The following is a 21,855-nucleotide window of genomic DNA, read 5'->3' as shown; positions in this document are numbered from 1 at the left end:
GGTGTCCTTCCCGGTCAGGCGGCTTGTGGAGCCAGCTCGCGCGGCTCGGTGTCGGCGGGGATCTCTGTCGGGGTAGTGGGTGCGGGCTGCGGCTCGGGCGATGGGGTCGGCTTCGAGTCGAGGAGGCTGGCTTCGCTCAGGAGGCGTCGGGCGCGGTCGGTGCCGCAGGGCTTGAGTGCGGCCTTTGCGTCGCGGACCGAGACTGTTCCGTTGGCGTTGCGCGGCATCTCGGCGAGCATGGCCAGGAGTTCGGCGTCGGTACGGTCGTCGCGCTGCGAGGCGGTACGGCGTGCGGCAGGTTTGGCGGTTCGCCGCTGCTTCCCCGGTACATCGGACGTCAGCGGAGCTTCGGCGTGTACCGGCGTCGCGGCATCACCGACCGGTCCGGCTTCGGACTGAACCTCGGCGGCAGGCTGTTCGACGACCGCGCGCTGTGCCCGGGACAGCGCCACGAGCGCACCGGAACACACGGCCATGAGCCCGTCGACGGCGAGCGGCCCGATCAGCGCGCCGATCCCGGTCTCGCCGTAGGCGACCAGGAGGCCGTGAAGGTGCTGGTACGAGATAACGGCCGCGATCAGCGCCACGACCGAGACTCCCCCGAACCGCAGGACCGCCCATCCCTTCCCTTCCGGCCACAGAACTCGGGAGATCACCTCAACGGAGATGACCAGCGCGAGCGGCCAGAACGCGGCGGCGGCGATCGACCCGTACGACGGCGTCCAGCCCGTTACGGCATCGGCCGGCGGAATGAAGCCGTGCGCGATGTTCGCGGCGACCGAGGCGACGACACCGACGACGAACCCGAAGCGAGCCCAGCCGCGGCCGCTCGTCGCGGACTTGGCGTCGGTGCCCATCATCAGGAATCACCGCCGTCGGTGTGGATCTCGTCGATGTTCGCCACGCGAATGCTGCGACGACCGCCTTCGTCGTCGGCGATGACGATGTAGCGCACCTTGGGGTCGTTGACGGCGGCGAACAGTCGATCGACTTCGTACGTCGGCGCCTTGAAGACGTGGGTCGGGTACGTGCGGGTTTCGAGGTCCCAGCGGAGCTTGATGGTGACGGTGTTCGGGGCGTAGGTCATCGGGTGTTCTCCGTTCGAGAGTGGGTGAGGGTGTTCCAGGTGCCGTGCTGGCCGTGGAAGTCCCACGTGGCGGCGCAGGTCCGGCAGGTCCAGCCGGTGCGGGTCGGGATCAGGGGCGCGTCGTCCATGGGGCAGGCGAGCCCGGTTCCGGCGGCGAAACGCACGTCGGCAGGCTGGAAGGCGGCGCGCTGGTAAGCGGCGGCAATCGTGGGCGTGGCCATCACGCGACCGCCATCCACGTGTCGATGCACGGGTTGCACGCCTCGTACTTGCGCGAGACGCAGTACGGCTGCTCGGTCCCGCACATGTCGCAGGTCCGGCGGACTTTCATCGCCCGACCGAGCGCGGCGAGTTGCGCCGGCGTCGCCTCGCGCTTCGGCTTCGCGCGGTCGATGTGGAACAGGTACGCCTTCCGCTCGCCACGTCGCCAGACGAGCTGCGCGGCCGGTTCGGACGTGCCCGGGGTGAGCTTGAGCGCGGCGAGCTGGCGGCGCGTCGCGAGGCCAGTCGGCGCCATGCGGTAGGGATAGGTGGGCATCCCGCCATGGCGAGAGCCGTCGGGGTCGTAGTCCCAGGCCCTCACGACTGCTCACCGCGGATCAGGTCACGGTGGCCGGTGGCGGCCGCGATGGCGTTCATGACCAGGCGGGTGTTGGTGGCGTCGAGGCCGGAGACCAGAGCGAAGGAGATCTCCACTTGCCGTGTCGCGAGGGAGGCGGCGATGCGCAGGATCGTGCGTTCGCTGCCCGAGCACGGGGTGTAGACGCCGACGGCGCGAGGCCAGTCGATCGAAGCCCACATCGGCGCGTCGTGTTCGTCGTCGATATCGATGCAGTCGAGGAACTCGGTCCGCTTGAGCCACATCCCGTGGCCGATGATCAGGTCGAGCGCGGCCATGGCGAGCAAGTCGCCATCGGCGGAGTCCCGCAGCGCGTCAACGACCTCGGCGCGAGTCCAGCCGTACTGCTCGAAATAGTCGCTCATCACGCCACCGCCGCAAGGGTCGAAGCGGCGCACTCGGCGTGGAACGCGTTCGCCGTAGCCAGCACCGAAACGTCGCGGTCGGTGCCGTCGGCGCTAGCGAGGATCGCGGTCAAGACCGCGTGGCTCAGCCGGAGGCGCATCGCGATCACATTCAGGGACAGGCCGTCGGCCTGGAGGCGACGGGCCGCCTCGCGCTGTTCGGCGCGGGTGAGGCTGACCGGCTTACCCGTCATCGCCGCCTCAACGGCGATGTCGTCGATCAGGTCGGGATCCTGCGGCGCCGGCGGAAGGTCGTGCTCGACCGCGACGCGCTCATCATTGCGAATCGCCTGCTCCCAGTGGGCGCCGCAGGCCACGCGGCCGATCATGCCGACCGACGCTGCGTTGGTCCCGCAGCGGCGACGGCAGAGCGCGCGGGCGACCTTCGCGACCGGGTTATAGCGGTTGAGGGACATCTTCGAGTCCTTTCGTCGTCTTGGAAACCGAGAGTACCAAGTCACTTGGTACTCGGCAAGATGTTCCGCCGCATAAGTACCAACTGGGTTTGTCTTGATCTCAGCTTCGCCCGCCGGCGACTCCGTCGACAGGGGACGGGAGGGGACTCCCCAGGACGTCCGGTTCCTGCTTGCGTTCGGCGACAACGCAAGGCATGGTGGCAAGTACCAAGTGGGGAGGGGACATGCCCGACATAGGCGCGCTCTGCAAGCAGCGCGGTTGGAGCCGTGCCCGCCTGATTCACGAACTCCGCAGGGTGGCGAAGGCTCAAGGCAGAGAGCTGCCCAGCGACGAGAGCATGATCCGGATGATCCGCGAGTGGGTCAATCGCCGACGCGAGCCGACGGCCTACTTCGACCTTCTCTCCGCGGTCTTCGATGTACCGTTTGGCCCCGCGCCTCTCGCCCTCGTGACCGAGGATCCGACCGGCGGCCTTATGGCCGCGGCCAGCGAGATCTGCGCCGACGCGATGGTTCGATCCAATCGCCTGGGGGCCGACGTGATCTCACAGCTCTTCGACCAGCTCAAGTACCTCAGCCGTGACTACAACCTGCAAGCTCCATCGACCGTCATCGACTCGGCAAACGGACTGCGCCGGATGTCGTTGCAGCTGCTCGAATCCACGCGGCGTCCGAGCGAACAGGCCGACCTTTACGCCATCGCCGCCGCGTCGGCGGCGCTCACCGCGTCGATGGCCTTCGACCTCGATCAGTGGGGAGCGGCGGCGCGGCTCGCAGACGCCGGCGTGTCCTACGCCGAACTCGCCGGGCATTCGTCGCTGGAAGCATGGACACTGGGGCTTCGGGCAACCCTGGCGTTCTGGAATGACGAGCCCGACCGCGCCCTGTCCGCTGTCGACCGCGGGCTCACGATGGCCCCGGCTGGAACGCCTCGCGTGCGGCTGCTGTATATCGCGTCTCGCGCCTACGCCGTGCAGGGGGACGCGAAGTCGGCGGCCCGCGTGCTCGCCGAAGCTGAGCGAGACCAGGCCGTCTCGACCGATCGCCCGGACGAACTACACGACCGGATCGGCGGCGAGTTCCGCTTCGACTTGGCCCGGTCGGCAGCCTGCGCCGGCGCCACGTGGCTTCAACTCGGCAACGGGGACGAAGCCGAGAGGTACACGAGCCAGGCGCTGACCGCCTTCACAGACTTGGCGGACCCGCAGCAGTTCTCACAGCGCGTCGGCGCGCAGATCGACACAGCCGCGGCGCGGCTGCTGCGCGGCGAGCTGACCGGTGCCGAAGACGCCATTCGCCCCGTGCTCGACATCGACGCGGCACGTCGGACAGTGGCGCTCACTGGGCGGATGAACCGCGTCCGTGACCAGCTCACCGCCAAGCGATGGCAGGCGGATTCCTCCGCGCTCAAGCTCGCCACCGAACTGCGTGAGTGGCAGGCGGCTAGCTGAGCGACGCGAGGATCTCGCGTTCGCGCGCTGCCCCAAGCCCGATCTCGGCGGCGCGCTCGTGTTGCTCGCGTGCTTCGTCGACGGACCTGACCCAGGACCACGTACCGGCGACGGTCTCGGCAATCGGGCGGCAGGAGAGGCCAGCGGCAAGCGCTCGGCTGCTGTCGACGTTCCAGACGCCTTCGAAGGTTCGCCACAACGGCATCTCGGACCACTGCCGGACGCCGTGCCGAAGCAACACCTCGTCCGGAACCCAACGCAACCGGGCATCGCTACCGGTGGTCTCGCGGCAGGCGGTGAGGAAGTCGGCGAAGGTCTCGCGCCCGATTGGCGCGGACACGTTGAAGTCGCCACCCTGCCCGACGGTCGCGCAGTGGAGCGCGAAGGCTGCGAGGTCACGGACATCGACCGGCTGAATCGAGCGGTCGGGATCGCCGGGCGCGACCACGTCGCCGCCTGCCGCGACACGGCGAAGCCACCAAGGCAGACGGCCGACGTACTCGTGAGGCCCAAGTACGACGCCGGGGCGAAGGCACGTCGCGCGGTCGACGCCGAACGTCAGGCGGGTGGCCTCTTCGCAGCCCGACTTCTGGTAGCCGTACTGCGTGGGGCCGTCTTCGACGTCTTCGCCGAAGTCCGGCCCGGCGTCGGGAGGGCATTCGAGCACGGAAGAGTCTTCGGTGAGCGGCTTGACCGGCCAGTCCGCGTAGACGCTGACCGTCGACATGAAGACGTAGCGGCCGGCCACGGGTTCGAGGGCGCGGGCGACGGCGAGGACGTTGCGCGGCGTGTAGCCCGACGTGTCGAAGACGGCGTCCCACTCCTGGTGGGCCACGGCGGCAACGGACTCGGGGTCGGTGCGGTCGCCGCGAATCGTTGCGACGCCAGGGATATCGGCGCCAGACCGGCCGCGGTTGAAGGTGGTGACCTCGTGGCCAGCGGCGAGGGCGGCCTCAACGATGCTGCGGCCGACGAAGGCCGTGCCACCCAGGACAAGGAGCTTCACGAGGTGGCCTCCGCGGTCTCGCCGTCACTGGCGTCCTTGGGCTTGTGGGTGGGGCGGCCACCCGTGCCGGGGCGTGGGCGTTTTTCGTGCCACTCGATGATGCGGTTGGGCTGCCAGACGTGCGTGCGGCCAATGGTCTGGTCAGGCGCCGGCATCTGCTCGCGGCGGCGGTATCCACTCACCGTTGAGATGTGGACGTGCAGGTAGGCGGCTACCTCTGTGGTGGTCCACCACTCGGCGCCCGGGTCTGGTGAACTACCAGCCTGCTCGTCCGTCATCACGCGCTCCCTGTCGAGGTGATCGGGGACGCCAAGCCAAGTTGGCCAACCCGGCTTGGCGCTCGATGCCCACCTTAGTTGCGATACCTCGTATCGGTACGGGGCGGTGATCGGACAGCGTAGGTCGAGACATGTCAGCGACAGAGGGACAGCCCCAAGGCGCCCCCTTGTCCCTCTTGTCCCGCTGTCCCGCTGGTGGTCCTGACCGGCTGAAACGCTCGCGTTCCAGAGGGACAGCAGAGGGACAAGCGCACGCCTGTTGCGCCTTGCTCGGGTCATAGCATCTACAAGTTGCTCTGGATCCAGTCCGCAGTGCAGGCTGCCGGTAAGGGTCCATCTTCGTAGATCTAGGACGAAAATGACGCTATGCTTGCAGCTCAGACGGCAGGAAGGGCTCCAACCATGCTGATCAGGTTTGAAGCGGCGAACTTCCGTTCGATACTCGACCCGGTCGAACTATCGATGGTGGCGATCGACGAGGATCGCGACGGCGTCTGGCCTGTTCCTAACATGGGACAAAGCCTCCTGTCAGTGGCGGCAATTTTTGGCCCGAATGCATCAGGGAAGACCAATGTCCTTGCAGCCCTAACGTGGATCAGTCGCGCCGTTTTCGATTCCCTCCGATTTTGGGATGATGGAATTCCTGTCGAGCACTTCGCACTCAATGGATCCGAATCAATGGCCTCCACCTTCACTGTTGAGTCCGTAATTCACGGCATCCGCTTTGAATATGTTGTCGAGCTTGATTCTGATTCGATTCATTACGAGGGGCTATTCCATTATCCAGAAAAGAAGCGGCGCCGAATCTTTGAACGTGACGAATCTGGGCTCAAGTTCCAAAGAGGTCTCGGCGGGCTTTCAGGCACCCGAGAGCTACTCACCGAACGAGCCCTAGTGCTCTCGATTGCACGACGCTTTCCAGAGCCGCTCGTTACCGAATTTGCGTACGATCTCATGTCTGTTCAATCGCTTGGGCTTCCGCGATCAAGGCGTCCCGTACTCAATCCTTTCATGAGTTCGACAATTCAATGGTTCGACGATGATCGCGATAACCTTCAGCCAACACTCTTTGATGACGACGAACGTGATCAGGTTCAGGCAGATCGAAATCAGGCACTTGCGATGCTCCAGCTGGCCGACTTCGGAATTTCCGATGTGCTAGTTGAGCAGGAAGAGATCGCCTCACTGGGGGCCAATTCGCGTGTACGTCGCACAGTCAGGCTAATGCATCGAACAGGCGAGGGTTCAGCCCCGCTCGACTTTTCTCAAGAATCTGAAGGTACCCGCACTTGGTACCGCCTTATTGGGCCTGTATTGAGTGCGCTTCGGCATGGGAGCGTGCTGCTTTTCGATGAGCTAGACGCCAGTTTGCACCCGACATTGTCGGCCGAGCTGATACGTCTGTTTCAGCGTTCTGACACCAACCCAAACGGTGCCCAGCTCATTTTCACCTCACACGATACGAGCCTTCTAAATGACCTGAATCGAGATGAGGTATGGCTCACAGAGAAGACTGAGAAGGGTGCCACAAGGCTTGGCGCACTGGCAGACTTTGCTGGTGAACGGGTCCGAAGGTCAGCTAATCTCGAAAGCGCCTATCTCCATGGAAGGTTCGGCGCACTTCCGGATGTTGACCGTACAGATCTCCTCCGAGCTCTTCGATTGATTGGCTAGATCGGTGGCGAGAAGAACTCGAGCAAAGGATCTAACCCGCAAAGCTGGAAGTCGGCCAGAACTCAAGACCGTGGTCATCTTTTGCGAGGGAGAAGCCTCCGAGCCGGACTACATCAATGAACTAAAGAGGCTTCCCGAAATTCGACGAAGTACTTCCATAAAGATCGAAATAGCGCCCGAAAACGGCGTACCGCTAACACTCGTTAAGGAAGCCATAGAGAGGAAGAGCGACAAGGAGGTGGATGAGTGCTGGTGTGTTTTTGACGTGGAATGGCCGGACAATCATCCCAACCTTGATAAAGCTATTCGTCTCGCAGAGTGCAACGATATCAACCTCGCAATCTCCAACCCCTGTTTTGAAATCTGGCTGATCTTGCATTTTGCTGATCAGACTGCGTTTATGGACAACGCGACAGCGCGTCGCAGGAGCTGCGGTCTCGATGGCCGCACCGGGAAGAGAATTGATGCTACGAAGTACATTCCACTCCGGCACGAAGCTTTTAGGCGGGCAAAGGACCTGACCAAACGGCATCGATCGGCCGGGACGAGTTTTCCAGACGACAACCCTTCGTCAGGCATGGGCAAGCTAATCGCCGCGCTTGAGCGCGGCGCCTTAGGCAAAGGTGGTTAATGTTCCTTACGCTGACTAAGGTTGTCTATGCGGACTCTGGTGCTAGAAATTCCGGCGGATCATTTTTCGAAGCGGCCCACGTCGACGAAAGAGCCAGCGCAGGCAGGCAAGTCCAGTAAACGCACCAACGGCGATCAGCGCGATGCGGAGAAGATTGTGTTCGACCGCAAAACGCCAACTCGCTCCGCCGACGAACCACACGAGCGCGACGACACCAGCGACGACGGCCAGGGGTAGCAAAACGCGCTTCGTGAGCCACCAGGTTCCGCGTGCGAGCGCGCCGGCGGCTCGTAAGCCGTAGACCGCGCGGTAGTGTCGCGCGCCGAACGCGTAGTCGGCTCCGTCTTGAACTCGATTCCAGCGAGCGCCCATGTTCCCCTCCATTGGCAAGCTCAGTCCAGGCTAGCGGGCTGGAAGCTCGGTGGGAACTGGCTGGAACAGGGTGGGGGAGAGGTTCTACGGGTATCGCTGCGGGCTCTGAGAGCGCTTCTCAGCCACGGGCGCGCCAGCGGAGCACTCCGGGGAGCCTCGGGGCGTGCACCCGCTGGAGACCAAATAGGACGGGGTCTGAGAGCGCCGTAGAGCGCCTAAAAGCGTTGACGGGTACACCCAAAGTAGGCCCGGAACGCTCACGGGCGAATCGAACCCCCGCCCTGTTCCAGCCGAACCCGCCTACCCCGAATGCGCTCAGAAGTTGCCGTTAGCCCATGTGGAATGCCTGGTCAGAGGCGGTTTCCGGGGGTGACTGTAAATCCGCCCTCCTGACGACTGACGACAGCGTGCGCGAGGCGTCGCGAGCACGTCTGGTCCTCACATCTCAGCATCACACGGCCTGTAGGTCCGGTCCCTGTCCGCAGCGACCTTCAAATGAGCATAAGGCCAGCTCAGAGGCCCTCGATCTTGCTGCCTCCGGAGGCGTGTGCGCAGGTTCGAATCCTGCCGGGGGCACGACTCAGATGGGAACGGCGGCAGGACTTTCGAGCCTCCGCCGTTTTTGCTTGCCGGGTCCCCGTGTAGCCGCTGGTGCTGCGAATCAGCTCTGAAGTGCACTTCGAGGCGGAAGCGCGACGGGCGAGTTCCTCGGGCATCTGGTCGAGCGCGATCGAGCCTTGAGGGAGCAGGTCGGGCAGCGCGGGAATCTGCGGCTCGGGACCTGCGCCCGCTCGCAGAGCGTCGAGCCTCGCCTCAGTCGCGGCGCGTTCGACTTGGAGTGTTGCCCGTCGGGCCTGGATCTCGCGGAGGAGCTCCGGCGTGATGTCGTCGGCGAGTTCGAGGCTGCGGACGAGGCCAGCGCCGACAGCATCCCCGACGCCCTCCGGCCCAAGCCCACCAGCCGAAGCGCTGGAACGGGTCGCCGAAAGCGCAGCTGGAGTCTTCACCAAGGCCCTCTGGATCGAGGAACAGCGATCCGCCGGCTGCCGTTCGCGTGATCGAGCAGGCAATTTCGCACGCTCCCTATGACGAGCCGCCCTAAACACGCGCCAAGCACTCGTCCTGGACGAACTCCTGAAACGTCAGCTCGACGAGCTCACTTGATGCGGGACTCTTTAGGACTGATCATCGGACACAAGACTGGTTGGACAGTCGGGTGACATCAACGACAACCTCTGATTTCCGACGGTAGCCACTGGTTGCTCACCAACGGCATGCTTGAGGTTCCGAACTCTTCGATCGGGAGCGAGGCGGGGTCCTTGAATGCGGCTGAAGTTGTCCAGGCGGCGCTCATCGCCGGAGCGGTCGGTGGTGTCAGCGGGGGCGCCACCGAGGTTGCGAAGGCGGTCTGGATGGACGCGTATGCGGGGCTGAAGGGCGCGGTGCGCAAGGTCTTGACCCGGCACGGAAAACCGGAGGACCTTGACACCGATGAAATCGAACCTGGGGTTTGGGCGACCAGGATCGGCCATGCCTTGGGCGGAGACGTTGACGAGGAGACGGTGGAAGCTGCACAGAAGCTCCTGGCGATACTGGATCCGGACGGGACGAAGGCCGGGCGCTACGAGGTCGCCGCGGCGAAGTACAAGGTGAACCTGCAGGGGGCACACGCCGTGCAGGTCGGCGACGGCAACACCATGACCCTGAACTTCGGGGCGCAGCAGACCCAGGAGCAACGACCGGCGAACTGAACCCCAGGGGGGCCAAGATGACGGATCACGACAGGGAGCCGGGCGCGTATGTGGATGCCAGCGGCGCTCGATACGTCCAGGTCGGCGACCACAACCGGATGCACGTGCAGGCCGCGCCAAGACCCCCGGTCGCCTGGCCACATCGAATCGGAACACCGCCGTCGTTAGCGGCGGCCCGGCTGGAACGCGGAGCGGATCGGGAACTGGCGCAGAGCCTCGCCGAGAGCGGCGGCACCCAGATCTTGTACGGGACCGGTGGTGTAGGCAAGACCCAGATGGCCGCGTACCTGGCTCAGCAGCTGTGGGACAACGACGAGCTGGACCTGCTGGTATGGGTGACGGCGGCCAGCAGGGAGCAGATCACAGATGCCTACGCGCGAGCGGCTCTGGATCTGACAGGGGTCGAAGACAAGGACCCCGCCCATGGCGCTGAACGGTTCTTGACCTGGCTGGCCGGGCAGCGGGAGAAACGCTGGCTCGTGGTGCTCGACGATCTGGCGGATCCGCAGCACGCGAAACGGCTATGGCCACCGGTCACAGCGACCGGTCGCGCGGTGGTGACCACCCGCAGGCAGGATGCGGCCCTCGACGGCCACGGACGGGTCCGCGTCCCCGTCGGAGTGTTTGTGCCTCAGGAGTCGCTTGAGTACCTGCGGATGAGATTGCGGGCGGACCCGGGATGGCTGGCCGAAGCCGACGGGTTGGCGGCCGACCTTGGGCACCTGCCGTTGGCGCTGGGACACGCCACCGCGTACATGCTCGACCAGGTACTCCCCTGTGCGGCTTATCGCGGCCTGTTCGCCGATCGGGCGCGGAGGTTGGAAGAGGTGTTCCCCGACCAGCAGACGCTCCCCGACGAGTACGACCGAACCATCGCGACGACATGGTCCCTGTCGGTGGAAGCGGCCGACCGATGCCGGCCCATCGAGCTCGCAGGCGTGGTCTTGGAAGCGGCGAGCCTGCTCGACGCCAATGGCATGCCCGCCTGGGCACTCGACGAATACGTACAAGGTCCCGAAACGATCCGGCAGGGGCTCGCCAACCTGCAGCGGTTCAGCCTCGTTGAGCACCAAGGCGACCTCGTGCGGGTCCACACCCTGGTACAACGAATGTCACGTGAGCGCTGCTCGGATACCCGAATGGCCAAACTGACAACAGCCGTAGCGGACAGGCTCCTGGCCAGGTGGCCCGCGGAGGAAGGAGACCAGGAGTTCTGCGGCATGCTTCGCGCGAATGCGCGCGCGCTGCACCAATCGGCAGGCGCTCATCTGTTCAGAAGGAACGCCGCACATGGCGTGCTCCTCCGGTCTGTGGAGAGCATGGGTCTCGCGTATCAAGCCGATGCCGCCGTCGAATATGTCGCGAACATCTACCACGAGTGCGTCAGATTCTTGGGTGCCGACCATCCCGATGCCTTCAAAGCGCGCTACGAGTACGGCAGACTGCTCGGCCAATTCGGTGACGTGACAGCGGCAATCGAAGTCAATGAGGCACTGCTTGACGATGCTGTCCGGGTGTTCGGTCCCAGGCATCGCATCACGTTCGCCGTTCGAGGGCAGCTAGCACGATGGGCTGGGGTGGAAGGGGACACGGTCAGATCGGCTCGCGTTTCACGGAACGTGGCGGACGAGGCCGCTCGGGTCTACGGATCCGATGACCCGAGTGCCTTGATCGCCCGGGAACGGGCCGCCTATCAGCGCGGCATGGCCGGCGACCTGCCCGGAGCGATCGGAGAATACCGCACACTGGTAGAAGACGCGGCACGCGTCCTGGATCCGAGTGAGCGCGGAATGTTCATGATACGAGGACAGCTTGCAGAATTCCTCGGCCGGAACGGCGATTACGCGAGGGCTGTCGACGCGCTGCAGGAACTGTTGCCTGAATGTGTGAGGCACCTCGGTGCTGACCACGGCATCACGCTGACCATGCGATCCCAGCTGGCGCGCTGGCGCGGGGCCAGCGGCGACGTGGCTGGAGCGGTGGCCGGTTACAGCTTCCTGCTGTCGGAGTGCACGCGGGTGTTCGGGGCCGGTGGGAAACTCACTGAAGCAACCCGTGAGATGCTCGCGGACTGGCAGAAGCGACTACCTGGCCAGTCCTAAAAACCAGACCTGACCTAGGCAAGGATGTCGGCTGCAGCATGACCACTACCGACGTGCGTCTGGCCCGTGGCCACGTGGTGACGCATTGTCCGGCGCCCCACGACGGGAGTTGGATCCTAATGCTGCCAGCCGACAATCTCGATGCTGTCAGCTGTTCGACGTGCTGTACGGCGCTACGATCCACGCATTCGCAGTCAGGGAAGGAAGTCGGGTGAGTGGGATCGAAGAGGTCCGGCGCGTGATTGCCGCCGCAGTCGATGATCTGCCTGAACCGTTACTGACCGACTCCAAGCTCGCGATCGATGGGGTCCAGCAGCGGATCTTGTCTCTGCTGAACAACACTCGAAGCGGAATCCCAGCCAAGATTGAGAGCCATCTCAGGGCGGCGCACTCGCACCTCGACGATGCGCTCACCGCTGCTGGCGAGGCCCGAAGCCACGGAGAGTCCTACCTCGGGGACCTGTAGTGCCCGACACTCCGGGCGACATCGCCGCCGCGCTCCGAGCCGCACTCGCCGACCTGCCAGTCGAATCACTCCGGCAAGCACGGTCGACTGCCGAGGACTCCGGCAGCGCCGTACATGGAGTCACCGCGGGAACCAACCACCCCGGCCCGGCACGCATGAGTGCGGCCTTCGGCGAGATCTGCGAGGCCATCGACCGCGCGCTCGCCGAGTTCGATCACGCCGCGAGGGCGATCGAGGAGTACAACGCGATACTGACCGGCAGCGGCGGCGCCGCGACCGATACTGGCGGCGGCCAAGCCAACGGGAGCCCGACACCGTCCCTGGCCGACATCACAACCAGATCCGAGCCGCTGGCAGCGATTCGCCGCGCCGGTGAGGCGCTGCCCGTCCGCGCCGCTGGAGACAAGACACACGGGAGTCTGCTGACGGTCGGAGGGAAGACCATCACCGACGACACCTTTACCACGAAGAACGGCCAACTCCGCAGCGATGAGCTGCCTAGCTCTCGTGACGGCCTCGATCCTCGCTGGCATCCGACCTCGCCGATGTTCAACCACGCCGAAGGACACGCCGCCGCGATGCTCCGCAAGCCGGGCGCACCCAAAGAGGCCATTCTGGTGATCAACAATGAACCGTGTGTCGGTCGAGGCCGGATGCGCGGCAAAGGCTGCGATGACATGCTCGAAGGCGCCATGCCCGCAGGAACGAAACTTGCCGTCTACCTCAACACCGACGGCCAGCAGACGACCCTGTACAAGGTCTATACCGGAACTGGAGAGGGGATCAAGGCGTGATCGTCATCGTGTGGGGGCTCGACCATGAGGAGGCGGTAGCCACTGTGGAGGCCATGGACGAGATCCTCGACCGGATCGCCGGCGCACCAGTCTCGGCCGACTGTGGGCATCTCGTCAGCATCGAACGCGAGGGAATTGACTGCGGGCTAGTCATCGGCCTCGGCCTGCCCGATCGGTCGCTGGTCGAGTGGTCCGACGACAGCGATCCCGATGCCGCCGGCTTCGCAGTCGAACCCGCGCTAGACCTAGCGACGGGGCACCTGCGCTTCGACTTCTTCGGCACGCCCACTGACTACGGACCAGCAAGGACTCAGATCACCAGCCAACTCGCCCGACAAGCCGCCCGCGAGTACGCAAGCTCTGGCCTCAAGCCTGCGGGGGTCGAATGGCGTAGTGCCCAGGAGGCCATCGCGACCGATGGCACCTCACTGTCGAAAGACGAACTCGGCGAGGAGCGGTAGCCGAAGTCGCCTCAGGCAGTGAACCCTCCCGACTTGACCCCGGCGAGGAAGCCGGCCCAGCCTTCCTCGTCCGTCAAGAGCACGGGGTAGGTCAGGCCGGCGATGTCCTTCGAGTCGCGGATCACAACGGAGCCGACGTAGGCGGCTTCGACGCAGTTGGAGTTGCCGCCGCCCCCGCTGCTGCGCGTCGAGCGGCGCCAGCGGGCGCGGGACAGGTCGGGGTGATGCATTCTCGGGTCTCCGGTCAGTCGGGGCTCGCTCAAGGCTAATTATCCCCCGCAAGGGCCCGGATGAGCTCGACCGAGTCGTGCTTCCCGAGCGCAACGGCGTCATCGCCGACGGTGTCGTCTGGGACGACGGTGAGGCCGTGCTGCGATGGCGCGGCGACACGACCGGAGTCCGGCAGTCGGAGGACTTCCGCCACTGGACTCAGATCGACACCGTCCACGGCCACCACGGCACCACGCACATCGCCTGGCTCGACGACCCGCCTGTCGTGTCGAGCTGAGGGAGGCGACCTCACATGGAAGAAAGCGCCCTCGCCGCCGCCGGAGCCGTCGCGCTCGTCGCCTCAATCGTCTGGATGATCAGCCCCGTCGGCCGTGTCCGGATCCGGCGCTTCCTCGCGCGGACGATCGCGATCGTGGGACTCGCCGCGATCGCCTGCGCCGCATACGCCACGTACTTCGCACCGCCCAGCTGCTGATTCGCCCGAAGGAACAGCCCCTCAGATCACTCGAAAGGGAAGGACCATGAACCACCCGATCCCCGCTACGGCCCACCCCACCACCTCCGCGCCGGACAGCGCATCGAGCAGCCCGACACGCTTCCCGAACCGGCGAATCCAGGTCCTTGCCGAACACTGGACTCACGTCGCGACCCACGCAACGCGCGTCGCCAACGGCTACGCCGCTGCTCGACTCCACCCCAACGACCTTCAGGCGCTGAGAAGTGCGCTCACCGCCGCATTCCAACTCCAGGCCGGCATGCGCTCCGCCTCGACGCAGGCTCTGGAGCCCAACGCGAAGTCACCACTCACCGAACGACAGCAGGAGATACTCGTCGAACTCTCCCAAGGCCGCACCATGCCAGAGATCGCGAGCAGGCTGTTCGTCAGCACCGACACGGTCAAGACCCATCTCCGCCGGATCTACCGGGTGCTCGGCGCCGCCAACGGCTCGAACGCGGTGTTCATCGCAATGCGGGCTGGGATTCTCCAGTAGCCCACATCCAGCGAGCCGACTCGTCGCCCTGCTCGCGCTGGACGGTACTGCCGAGACGACCACTCGAACCTCGTCCGCGCTCGCCTGGATCCTTGCGATGCTCGATAGAATCGAAGAGAGGTGATCCATGACGAGCTGGTGGGAACTGGCGATCCCGGCGGCGGCGGGCGTGTTGGGTGGCCTGGGTGGCGCTGCCGTATCGGGATGGTTCGGTCGGAGTAACACGGCAGATGCGTTTGAGCGAGAAGCTGAAGAGCGTCGCCGGCGCCACTTCCTTGATGATCGACGGTCTTCATACGTCCGATTTCTCGCCGCTCTGAGAGAGTGGGAGCCTCGCCGCGACCGGGACTGGAAGATGCGAGCCGCAGCGGACAATGCCTCACACACTGATGCTCAGCGCGATGACGCAATGCGACGTTGGAGGCAGAGTCGGGAAGAGTCGGAGCCATACTTCCGCAAATTGATCGAAGCGCAGCAGGAGATCCTCCTGCTCGCACCGAGGCACATCCGCGATCTCGCGATATCTCTGGTCGTGGAATCATCACGCGGCGGGAAGACAGGGCGTCTGATGGAGGAGTTCCTTCAAGCAGTTCGCTTCGACTTGGGGACCGATCCAGATCTCCGGGCAGCCGGCTCGCCCCTGCTTGAAACGTCAGGTGTCTTTCAGGACGGTGTCCCGAGTTTGTCGGCCGACGACCAGCCCTGACAGGTCTGCGCCCCGCCCCGTCCATCGTGGAAAGGCCCGTAGGATCCGTCGGTCTCAAGGGTTAGTGCCCCAGCACCTGGGAGGGCATCCCGTTCGGCGCAGCTCGGACCATGCCCCGCGTTCCCTACCCGACGCTCAGTAAGCTTCGTGCTCATGGGCCGGTTGAATGACGATCCCTCCAACGCTGGAGACGCACTTGCTGCCCTCGTAGCCGTCTACGGGCTGGAAAGCGTCACCAAGGTCAGCTTCATCATCGAGGGCTTGATGAACCGGAACTGGCGGCTAGAAACCACGCGCGGCGGGTTCGTACTAAAGCAGCTGCTCGACGTGTCGCCGACGAAGGCGCGCCGAAACTTCATGGTCCTCGCCGCGCTCGCCGAGTTCGGTCTGCCCGTCCCCGTGCCAATGCCGGCGAGCAACGGCGACCTCGTCGTCGAACTCGAGGATGGCGCGTACTGCTTGTTCGAATGGGCCTCCGGTGCGCATGTCCGCGGCACCGACCTGACGCCGGCGGAATCAGCGAAGTTCGGCGAGTTGGTCGGCTCGCTGCACGACGCGTTGAACTCCGACCGGATCTCGGACGCTCTCGGTGGACCGCCCGAGCGGCCCCGCGCAGATGTGACGGCGCCGGAGTCCGCAGTGGCCGAGGCGGAGCGGTTCCTGGCTGTGGTCGAAGCTCTCAAGGATCCCCATGACTTCGATGCCACGGTCGCCGTCGACCTCCGCCAGCGACTTAAGCTGATCAACGCGTACGAGGCTCACCGTCCCGAAGGAGTCGTGTCAATCGGCCCGGTGGGGTGGACCCACGGGGATCTCCAGTACCGAAATCTCCTTTGGTCCGACTCGAAGGTCAGCGCGGTACTGGACTGGGATCGCATCGGCGCCCGTCCTCTCGCCGATGAGGTCGTGAGGACCGCGCAGGTCCAGTTCGGACTCCCAGACGGCCAGCTCAACCTTGAGCGCATCGCTACGTTCGCGAGTGCCTACCAGTCGCGATTCCCGCTGTCAGCGGAGGCGCTGGTCGACGCGGGGGATCGCTTGTGGTGGAAGCGTATGACCGACTTCTGGCCCCTAATCTGGCACTACGACAAGGGCGACAGCGGCCCCGACGACATCTGGCTCGCCGGCGAGCGTCAACTGGCCTGGTGGTGTGAGCATCGCGCCGAAGTGACCGCGGCGTTCCTTGGGAACGCCTGAGCCGACCCCACGCAGTCAGCCGGGTAGGACGCCTTCGGCGATGAGTTCGGGGATGCAGGGCCGAGAAAGCCGCAGCGCTCGGGCGTATGCGGCGGAGCCCAGCTCATGCGCGGAACCCCGACCCGCCACAGTGATCGCGTCGGTCCAGGCGGCCAGATCATTCGGCGGCAGGGTGCGATCGTCGTCCCTGATGGATTCGGGTATCCCACCGATTCGTGAGCCGAGGGCGGGCAAACGCTGGAGCGCAGCTTCGGTGATAACGCGAGGGAAGGCGTCCTCGCAGATCGACGGCACCAGCAGGAGCCGGTGGCCGACGTAGATCGGGTCGAGGTCTTCGGTCTGCGGCAGGTACGTGACGTTCGGGTAGGCATTGAAGTCGTCGCTGGTATCCCACCAGCCTTCGACGAGGGTGAAGTGCCGGTCGGGCAGCTTCTCGATCAGCTTCCGCACGAGGTCAGCGCCCTTGGCCGGGACGGGGTTGACCATGAGCAGGTCGCCGTTCCAGACGTCGAGCGGTCCGCCGGGACTGGGTAGCCGGAACGGCGGGTAGAAGAGCACCGGCCTCGTCGAGGGCGAGGGGAGGCGGGATGCGGTGAACGCCGAGGTCGCCAGAACATGACGCGGATTGCCGTCGAGGACGGCCGTGCTGGTCTTGGAGACCGCGTGCACCCATCCGGCGACAGGAGCCATTTCGCCAGCACGACGGGCGAGATCGGCGGCGCCTTCCTGGGAGCAGACCACCAGGTCGGGGCAGTGCTGCTGAAGGAGGATCTTAAGGGTCTGCTCGATGGCATCTTGGGGTACGGCGTGGCAGTGGATGCCGTTCCAGGTATACCGGAGCGTCTGTGTCCGAGGGCTGAGCGCGAGCGGGTCGGATGAGGCTCGTAGGTGTTGAAGCATGCCGGGGAGCTCGTTGGTATTCCACGGACTGTGGTGCGCACCGAGGTAGATCACGGTCCAACCGGCCGCGGTGAGTTCTTCGGCGAGGAGTCGTTGAGAGACTTCGGCGCCGCCGATGAAGAACGGTGGTGGTGTGCGGCGCCAGGCGAAGAGCACGGTCCCGCGGCTCATGCCCGGCTCCGTTCGTGCTCGACGACCGCAGCTACGTAGGCGGCGATGGCGTCGGGCGCGTTGTTGCCGTTGACGGTGATAATCCGGTCGCTGGCTGGCGGGACCGGTGCGGCGAGGAAGTAGTCGCGGGTATGTCGGAGGAACTCCGGGTCGTGGAGAAAGTACAGCTCGGCGGGGTGGCCCTGTGTTGCGCGGCGGGCGGTGAGGGTGTCGATTGGGGTGTCGATGTAGATCGTGAGGTCGGGCCGCAGGTGAGGAAGGACCTGGATGCGTGCGCGAACTCGGCGGTGGACGTCGAATCCGAGGAGTTGGTCGAGTGCGTATGCGTGCGCCAGGAGCGTGTCGACCGAGCGGTCGAGGATGGTCAGCGGGTTTCCGTGAGCGGCGAGTTCGTCGACGCAGGCGACGCGTTGGGCTTCGACGCTCATGAACGTGGTGAAGGCGTCGATCTGTCCGGCGGCTGTTTCGGGGCGAGCTGGTGGGATGTGCTCCTGGTCGAGTTCGTCGACCTAGCAACAGAAGGTGTGGGCTTCGGAGGTCGCCGGTTGTGCTTTGAGCGCGGCGATGGTGGTGGTCTTGCCTGCGAAGGAGGCGCCTTCGATCGCGATGATCCTCACGCAGCCTCCTTCGTACGGAAGTAGCGTTCAGCAAAGCGACCGGGTCCGAGCGCGTGACCGGTGGTCCAGGCGTGTCGGGCGGTGCGGTAGCGGGCGCGGGCGGGGTGCATCTGGGAGGCATGCAGATGGAGCAGGGTCTGCTTGTCGAGCAGTACTTCGGTGATGTCGGCGAGTTCAGGCACCAGCTGGCTGCCGGCGCGAAGCTGGAACAGGTGCTGGTCGTCGGTGGACAGTGCGTATGTGGGCCAGTATGCGAGGTCCTCGAAGAACCAGCGGCATCCGAGGCGCCGAGCGGCGTCGTGGACGAGGAGATGATCCGGGTGGCGGGTGACGCCGGCCGGTGCGAGCAGCTCGGCGTCGGGGTGCTCTGCCACGATCCGTTCAAGGTCGGCAAGAACCGCTTCCAGCGCCGCCGGAGTGTATGGCCGGTACGGTGGATCAGCGTCTTTGTGGTCGAGCTGAATGTGCAGCGCCGCCAGTGGTCTGAAAGCTTGCGTGGCTTCGAGAGCCCGGAGTTCGGAGACGACCTCGATGGTCGGATAGATCTCCTCCAGAGCGGGGTGCACGCTGCTGGACTTGGTGAACACCGTGACGACCGTCAACGGTCGCGGCGCCTTCAGAAACAGTCCGGCGGCCGACAAGGTGACGTCGTCGTGGTGCGGCTCGATCACGATCACCGGGCGGCCGGTCGGTGATCGCTCGGCGATGAGGTACTCGGTCCCGTCGTGCGGAGCTCGCAGTATCAGCGGCTCCTTGGGCGTTTGGGCCAGTTGCTTCTGCCACGCGTCGTGTGCGGTGAGCAGGTCGTCGGGAAAGGTGTAGATCCCTGTGCCGTCGGGGATCGGGAGCTCGAAGTTCGTCATGGCGGTGGTCCTTTGTGGCCGGTGTCAGCGGACGGTGCTGGAGTACCAGTGGCGCCAAAAGCGGGGGGAGTTCAAGCGCATGCGCGCGGTGATGGGGTTCTGCCACCAGAACATCCGCCAGCTCGGCCAGGCGTCATAGCGGCGTGTGGACGGCTCGACGGTGAGGTCTTCCAGGACCGCGACCGGGCGCCCTTCCTCTTCCCCAAAGGCCCGGAGGCGAGCGAAGAACTCGACGTCCTCGCTCATGTACAGCTCGGTGGAGTACCCGCCGAGTCCCCAGAACGCCCGGGCTGTGCAGAACTGCGCCACGCCTTGTGCCCCACCGCTGCGGGACCGGTACCAGTCCCAGTAGGCGCACAGCAGCCTCGCGCCGAGTCGTTTACAGCGGTAGACCGGTGCGACGGCGCCACCAGCGGCTCCGGCGGCCATGAAGTCGGTTGCCTCGATGAACACTCGCTTGGGCACGGCGACGTCGGCGTCGACGAAGAACAGGTACTCGCCGAACGCTGCGCCGGCGCCGGTGTTCCGGACCCGTCCGATGTTGCGCGTGGGCTCGTGGACGACGCGAGCGCCGAACTGCTCGGCCACGGCCGCGGTGCCGTCGGTGGAGTCGTTGTCGACGACGATGACTTCACCGTGTTTTCCGGTCGCGTCCTGCCAGGCCGACAGCGCGGCGAGGACGGTCGGCAGATAGCGCGGGAGGTAGTCAGCTTCGTTGTAGGCAGGGATGATCACCGATAGGACTGGCATGGAAGCAGCGGTCATCGAGCACTCATTTCTCACGGACGAGGTGAAGGCAAGGCGGTTCGAGCGGCATGGAAACGCCGCTCCCAGCGACGGACGTGGCGCCCATCGCGCACGGCGTGAATCCAGCCGGAGGTCGCGTGGAAGAGCACCATCGGCGCCAGCAGTTCGGGGCGGATCTGGGGGCGGTAGGCGGACAGCAGCTCCTGCCGAGAGTCGGTGCCGAAGCTGTCCGTGATCACGAGCGTGCGCGCGAGGTCGTACTCGGCGGGCGCGATGGTCGCCTGCTCGAAGTCGATGACGACCGGCCGCCAAGGCGCTCTGCCCGGAATGTGCAGGACGTTGCCCGCGTGGAGATCTCCGTGGCACAGGACCTGCGGGCACCGGGGCGCGAGCACGGCAGCCTCACGGATCACGCCGAGGACCTCGGAAGGGATCAAGTCCCCGGCGGAATTCACGAGGCTGACGAGTTGCTCGGCGAAGGGTCGAAGCCGAGCCCGCCCACCAGGAAGAAGTCCGGCCTCGGGGCGGAGACCGTGGAACCGCGCGAGCAGGCCGCCGAGTTGGCTCAGCCTGGCAGTGCTCGGCTCCAGGCCGATGTCGGCGAAGAGGAGGACCGTGGACCCGTCGTTGCCGTCGAGGAGAGGCGGCACCGCCACGTCTCCGGAGTTGGCGACGAGGGTGTGGAGATGCCGCTCGCGTTCGGCTCGGTATTTGTGCGCTGGGTCGTAGACCTTGGCGATAACGGCTCGGTCATCGGTGAGGAGAACCCGGAACACCGACGAGACCGGCGAGCCGCTGAGCTGCACGATGTCGGTCACGCGAGCGCCTGTGCCGACCGTCGCGACCTCCAGTACCTGCTCAAGGTTCGACGTCGCCACGATCCTCACCGCCCCTCGTGCCGCGCTGTGGCGCCAGAAACGAGCGCATCGTCGCGGCCGGCGAGCCGCAGAGCCCGTCGGCGAACCGCGCGGTACTCCCGAACGTCCTCGGTCGCGGGGCAACTCGACAGCCACGGCTTGTGCGCGCCGACGAAGTGGATCAGTGCGGCATCGGAGTTCGAAGGTCCACGAGGAACGACGCGGCGGGTCCAGTCCCCGAACTCCAGGAAGCGGGCGATCTCGAACCGGTTGAACTGTGCGGACATCGCTTGGCCTGAGCCGCTCTCGAGGAGCCATAGGTTCAGCGCGTCTTGGTCGTTGTGGAGGATGTATCGCGCTCCGTCGCGAAGGGCGGCTTCGACGCCACGTTGCACTGTCCCGAGCCCGCTCGCGTGCAGCCACAGCACACCGGCGTTGAGATACGGACGCCCGACCAACTCCGGTCGATCCGACACCAAACCCGGAAGGGCAGGGCAGGAGCCGATCGCCGCGTTGAACTCATCGACGACTCCACCGAGCCGCGACTTCCCCAAGCTCGCGAGCTCGCTGGTGATGTCGCCGCGAACGAGGACGTCAGCGTCGATGTAGATCAAGTACGGACGCGCCACGAATTCCGCCGTGAACGCGAACCGCAGGTAGGTGGCCACTGAGATGTAGGCCGTATCGGCCATGACCGCCGACCTCGTTGGGCGAGCCCAACGCAGATCGAAAGACCCGAACCCCAGTCGCCGGGCAAACCTCGCCATGACTGTTGCCTCCGACCGGGACAGGTCCGAGGACAGCACACGGACGGCGGTCGCCCGACGTGCCTGATGCGGGGTCGCGTCGGCGATCGACGCCAAGGTCACCAGACCAGGATCGAAATACCGACGATCAACACACAGCCCGAAAGCGAGCACGCCCTCACCTCCTTCAGCGACGTCAAGGCCTCGACAGCTCAGGAGCCGATGCCGTGATCACCACAATGGAGGCTGAGCTGGGGGTTCATACAGCTCACGGTGAGCGCTCACCGTGAGCTCCCCTTGCCGCGAGAGGCACGCC

General features: G+C 65.4%; 29 protein-coding genes. 13 read left to right on the top strand and 16 right to left on the bottom strand.

Annotated elements, in window-relative coordinates; genetic code table 11:
* Positions 1-14: 14 nt before the first annotated feature.
* The 6 genes from HNR73_RS29920 to HNR73_RS29895 are packed head-to-tail and all read right to left on the bottom strand — an operon-like array spanning position 15 to position 2,526.
* Complete coding sequence (locus HNR73_RS29920; RefSeq protein WP_184791016.1) at positions 15-860, bottom strand: PspC-like choline-binding domain-containing protein; 846 nt, start codon at positions 858-860, stop codon at positions 15-17.
* Positions 860-1,087 (bottom strand): hypothetical protein, encoded by a 228-nt coding sequence (locus tag HNR73_RS29915; protein ID WP_184791015.1) that lies wholly within the window; start codon positions 1,085-1,087, stop codon positions 860-862. Before HNR73_RS29915 ends, HNR73_RS29920 begins: the two co-directional genes overlap by 1 nt.
* Positions 1,084-1,308, bottom strand: a complete 225-nt coding sequence (locus HNR73_RS29910) for a hypothetical protein (protein ID WP_184791014.1) — start codon at positions 1,306-1,308, stop codon at positions 1,084-1,086. Before HNR73_RS29910 ends, HNR73_RS29915 begins: the two co-directional genes overlap by 4 nt.
* A complete protein-coding gene (locus HNR73_RS29905; protein WP_184791013.1) occupies positions 1,308-1,670 on the bottom strand; it encodes an RRQRL motif-containing zinc-binding protein in 363 nt (120 codons plus the stop codon). The genes HNR73_RS29910 and HNR73_RS29905 overlap by 1 nt, the downstream gene beginning before the upstream one ends.
* The gene (locus tag HNR73_RS29900) at positions 1,667-2,071 is read right to left on the bottom strand and encodes a hypothetical protein (protein ID WP_184791012.1); all 405 of its coding nucleotides are present in this window, start codon (positions 2,069-2,071) and stop codon (positions 1,667-1,669) included. Before HNR73_RS29900 ends, HNR73_RS29905 begins: the two co-directional genes overlap by 4 nt.
* Positions 2,071-2,526, bottom strand: coding sequence for a hypothetical protein (locus HNR73_RS29895; RefSeq protein WP_184791011.1), 456 nt, complete (start codon positions 2,524-2,526; stop codon positions 2,071-2,073). The genes HNR73_RS29900 and HNR73_RS29895 overlap by 1 nt, the downstream gene beginning before the upstream one ends.
* A 224-nt stretch (positions 2,527-2,750) precedes the next feature.
* Between HNR73_RS29895 and HNR73_RS29890 the strand changes: the two genes are divergently transcribed.
* Complete coding sequence (locus HNR73_RS29890; RefSeq protein WP_184791010.1) at positions 2,751-3,977, top strand: NsdA family TPR-like regulatory protein; 1,227 nt, start codon at positions 2,751-2,753, stop codon at positions 3,975-3,977.
* Here the strand turns inward: HNR73_RS29890 and HNR73_RS29885 are convergent.
* Both HNR73_RS29885 and HNR73_RS29880 read right to left on the bottom strand, forming a co-directional pair.
* A complete protein-coding gene (locus HNR73_RS29885; protein WP_184791009.1) occupies positions 3,970-4,983 on the bottom strand; it encodes an NAD-dependent epimerase/dehydratase family protein in 1,014 nt (337 codons plus the stop codon). The genes HNR73_RS29890 and HNR73_RS29885 overlap by 8 nt on opposite strands.
* Complete coding sequence (locus HNR73_RS29880; RefSeq protein ID WP_184791008.1) at positions 4,980-5,261, bottom strand: helix-turn-helix domain-containing protein; 282 nt, start codon at positions 5,259-5,261, stop codon at positions 4,980-4,982. The genes HNR73_RS29885 and HNR73_RS29880 overlap by 4 nt, the downstream gene beginning before the upstream one ends.
* 402 nt (positions 5,262-5,663) lie before the next feature.
* On the opposite strand from HNR73_RS29880, the gene HNR73_RS29875 reads away from it, so the two are divergent.
* Together HNR73_RS29875 and HNR73_RS29870 are read left to right on the top strand one after the other, a co-directional pair.
* The gene (locus HNR73_RS29875) at positions 5,664-6,935 is read left to right on the top strand and encodes an AAA family ATPase (RefSeq protein WP_184791007.1); all 1,272 of its coding nucleotides are present in this window, start codon (positions 5,664-5,666) and stop codon (positions 6,933-6,935) included.
* Between the two features lie 4 nt (positions 6,936-6,939).
* Positions 6,940-7,566 (top strand): RloB family protein, encoded by a 627-nt coding sequence (locus HNR73_RS29870; RefSeq protein ID WP_184791006.1) that lies wholly within the window; start codon positions 6,940-6,942, stop codon positions 7,564-7,566.
* Positions 7,567-7,608: 42 nt separating this feature from the next.
* Here HNR73_RS29870 and HNR73_RS29865 read toward each other — a convergent pair whose 3' ends face one another.
* Positions 7,609-7,938: a hypothetical protein gene (locus HNR73_RS29865; RefSeq protein ID WP_184791005.1), complete on the bottom strand. Its 330-nt coding sequence runs from the start codon at positions 7,936-7,938 to the stop codon at positions 7,609-7,611.
* Between the two features lie 1,259 nt (positions 7,939-9,197).
* Here HNR73_RS29865 and HNR73_RS29860 point away from each other — a divergent pair.
* The 5 genes from HNR73_RS29860 (at position 9,198) to HNR73_RS29840 (ending at position 13,512) form a co-directional block, all read left to right on the top strand.
* Positions 9,198-9,689, top strand: a complete 492-nt coding sequence (locus HNR73_RS29860) for an RIP homotypic interaction motif-containing protein (RefSeq protein WP_184791004.1) — start codon at positions 9,198-9,200, stop codon at positions 9,687-9,689.
* A 17-nt stretch (positions 9,690-9,706) separates the two neighbouring features.
* Positions 9,707-11,791 (top strand): NB-ARC domain-containing protein, encoded by a 2,085-nt coding sequence (locus HNR73_RS29855; protein ID WP_184791003.1) that lies wholly within the window; start codon positions 9,707-9,709, stop codon positions 11,789-11,791.
* A 211-nt stretch (positions 11,792-12,002) separates the two neighbouring features.
* Entirely contained in the window at positions 12,003-12,257 is a 255-nt protein-coding gene (locus tag HNR73_RS29850) for a hypothetical protein (protein WP_184791002.1), read from the top strand.
* Complete coding sequence (locus HNR73_RS29845) at positions 12,257-13,051, top strand: DddA-like double-stranded DNA deaminase toxin (protein ID WP_184791001.1); 795 nt, start codon at positions 12,257-12,259, stop codon at positions 13,049-13,051. Before HNR73_RS29850 ends, HNR73_RS29845 begins: the two co-directional genes overlap by 1 nt.
* Positions 13,048-13,512, top strand: coding sequence for an Imm1 family immunity protein (locus HNR73_RS29840; protein ID WP_184791000.1), 465 nt, complete (start codon positions 13,048-13,050; stop codon positions 13,510-13,512). The genes HNR73_RS29845 and HNR73_RS29840 overlap by 4 nt, the downstream gene beginning before the upstream one ends.
* 11 nt (positions 13,513-13,523) lie before the next feature.
* Here the strand turns inward: HNR73_RS29840 and HNR73_RS29835 are convergent, their stop codons facing one another.
* Positions 13,524-13,775 (bottom strand): DUF397 domain-containing protein, encoded by a 252-nt coding sequence (locus tag HNR73_RS29835; protein ID WP_373316616.1) that lies wholly within the window; start codon positions 13,773-13,775, stop codon positions 13,524-13,526.
* A gap of 44 nt (positions 13,776-13,819) precedes the next feature.
* On the opposite strand from HNR73_RS29835, the gene HNR73_RS29830 reads away from it, so the two are divergent.
* The 5 genes from HNR73_RS29830 (at position 13,820) to HNR73_RS29810 (ending at position 16,638) form a co-directional block, all read left to right on the top strand.
* Positions 13,820-14,020: a hypothetical protein gene (locus HNR73_RS29830; protein WP_184790999.1), complete on the top strand. Its 201-nt coding sequence runs from the start codon at positions 13,820-13,822 to the stop codon at positions 14,018-14,020.
* A 15-nt stretch (positions 14,021-14,035) separates the two neighbouring features.
* The gene (locus tag HNR73_RS29825) at positions 14,036-14,218 is read left to right on the top strand and encodes a hypothetical protein (RefSeq protein ID WP_184790998.1); all 183 of its coding nucleotides are present in this window, start codon (positions 14,036-14,038) and stop codon (positions 14,216-14,218) included.
* Positions 14,219-14,264: 46 nt separating this feature from the next.
* Entirely contained in the window at positions 14,265-14,735 is a 471-nt protein-coding gene (locus tag HNR73_RS29820) for a helix-turn-helix transcriptional regulator (protein ID WP_184790997.1), read from the top strand.
* 127 nt (positions 14,736-14,862) lie between these two features.
* Entirely contained in the window at positions 14,863-15,441 is a 579-nt protein-coding gene (locus HNR73_RS29815) for a hypothetical protein (protein ID WP_184790996.1), read from the top strand.
* 153 nt (positions 15,442-15,594) lie between these two features.
* Positions 15,595-16,638, top strand: a complete 1,044-nt coding sequence (locus HNR73_RS29810; RefSeq protein ID WP_184790995.1) for a phosphotransferase — start codon at positions 15,595-15,597, stop codon at positions 16,636-16,638.
* 15 nt (positions 16,639-16,653) lie between these two features.
* On the opposite strand, the gene HNR73_RS29805 is transcribed toward HNR73_RS29810, so the two are convergent.
* The 6 genes from HNR73_RS29805 to HNR73_RS29780 form a co-directional block, all read right to left on the bottom strand.
* A complete protein-coding gene (locus HNR73_RS29805; protein WP_184790994.1) occupies positions 16,654-17,709 on the bottom strand; it encodes a glycosyltransferase in 1,056 nt (351 codons plus the stop codon).
* Positions 17,706-18,137 (bottom strand): nucleoside/nucleotide kinase family protein, encoded by a 432-nt coding sequence (locus HNR73_RS29800; RefSeq protein WP_184790993.1) that lies wholly within the window; start codon positions 18,135-18,137, stop codon positions 17,706-17,708. The genes HNR73_RS29805 and HNR73_RS29800 overlap by 4 nt, the downstream gene beginning before the upstream one ends.
* 185 nt (positions 18,138-18,322) lie before the next feature.
* Positions 18,323-19,189, bottom strand: a complete 867-nt coding sequence (locus HNR73_RS29795) for a PIG-L deacetylase family protein (protein ID WP_184790992.1) — start codon at positions 19,187-19,189, stop codon at positions 18,323-18,325.
* A 24-nt stretch (positions 19,190-19,213) separates the two neighbouring features.
* Positions 19,214-19,954, bottom strand: a complete 741-nt coding sequence (locus HNR73_RS29790; RefSeq protein WP_184790991.1) for a glycosyltransferase — start codon at positions 19,952-19,954, stop codon at positions 19,214-19,216.
* Between the two features lie 14 nt (positions 19,955-19,968).
* The gene (locus HNR73_RS29785; RefSeq protein WP_184790990.1) at positions 19,969-20,814 is read right to left on the bottom strand and encodes a phosphotransferase enzyme family protein; all 846 of its coding nucleotides are present in this window, start codon (positions 20,812-20,814) and stop codon (positions 19,969-19,971) included.
* 5 nt (positions 20,815-20,819) lie between these two features.
* The gene (locus HNR73_RS29780; RefSeq protein ID WP_184790989.1) at positions 20,820-21,713 is read right to left on the bottom strand and encodes a glycosyltransferase family 8 protein; all 894 of its coding nucleotides are present in this window, start codon (positions 21,711-21,713) and stop codon (positions 20,820-20,822) included.
* Between the last annotated feature and the right edge of the window lie 142 nt (positions 21,714-21,855).

This window comes from Phytomonospora endophytica, from assembly GCF_014202425.1.
In the GTDB taxonomy this organism is placed as follows: domain Bacteria; phylum Actinomycetota; class Actinomycetes; order Mycobacteriales; family Micromonosporaceae; genus Phytomonospora; species Phytomonospora endophytica.
The sequence above is the reverse complement of the archived record's forward strand: the minus strand, read 5'-3'. Positions and strand labels throughout refer to the sequence as shown.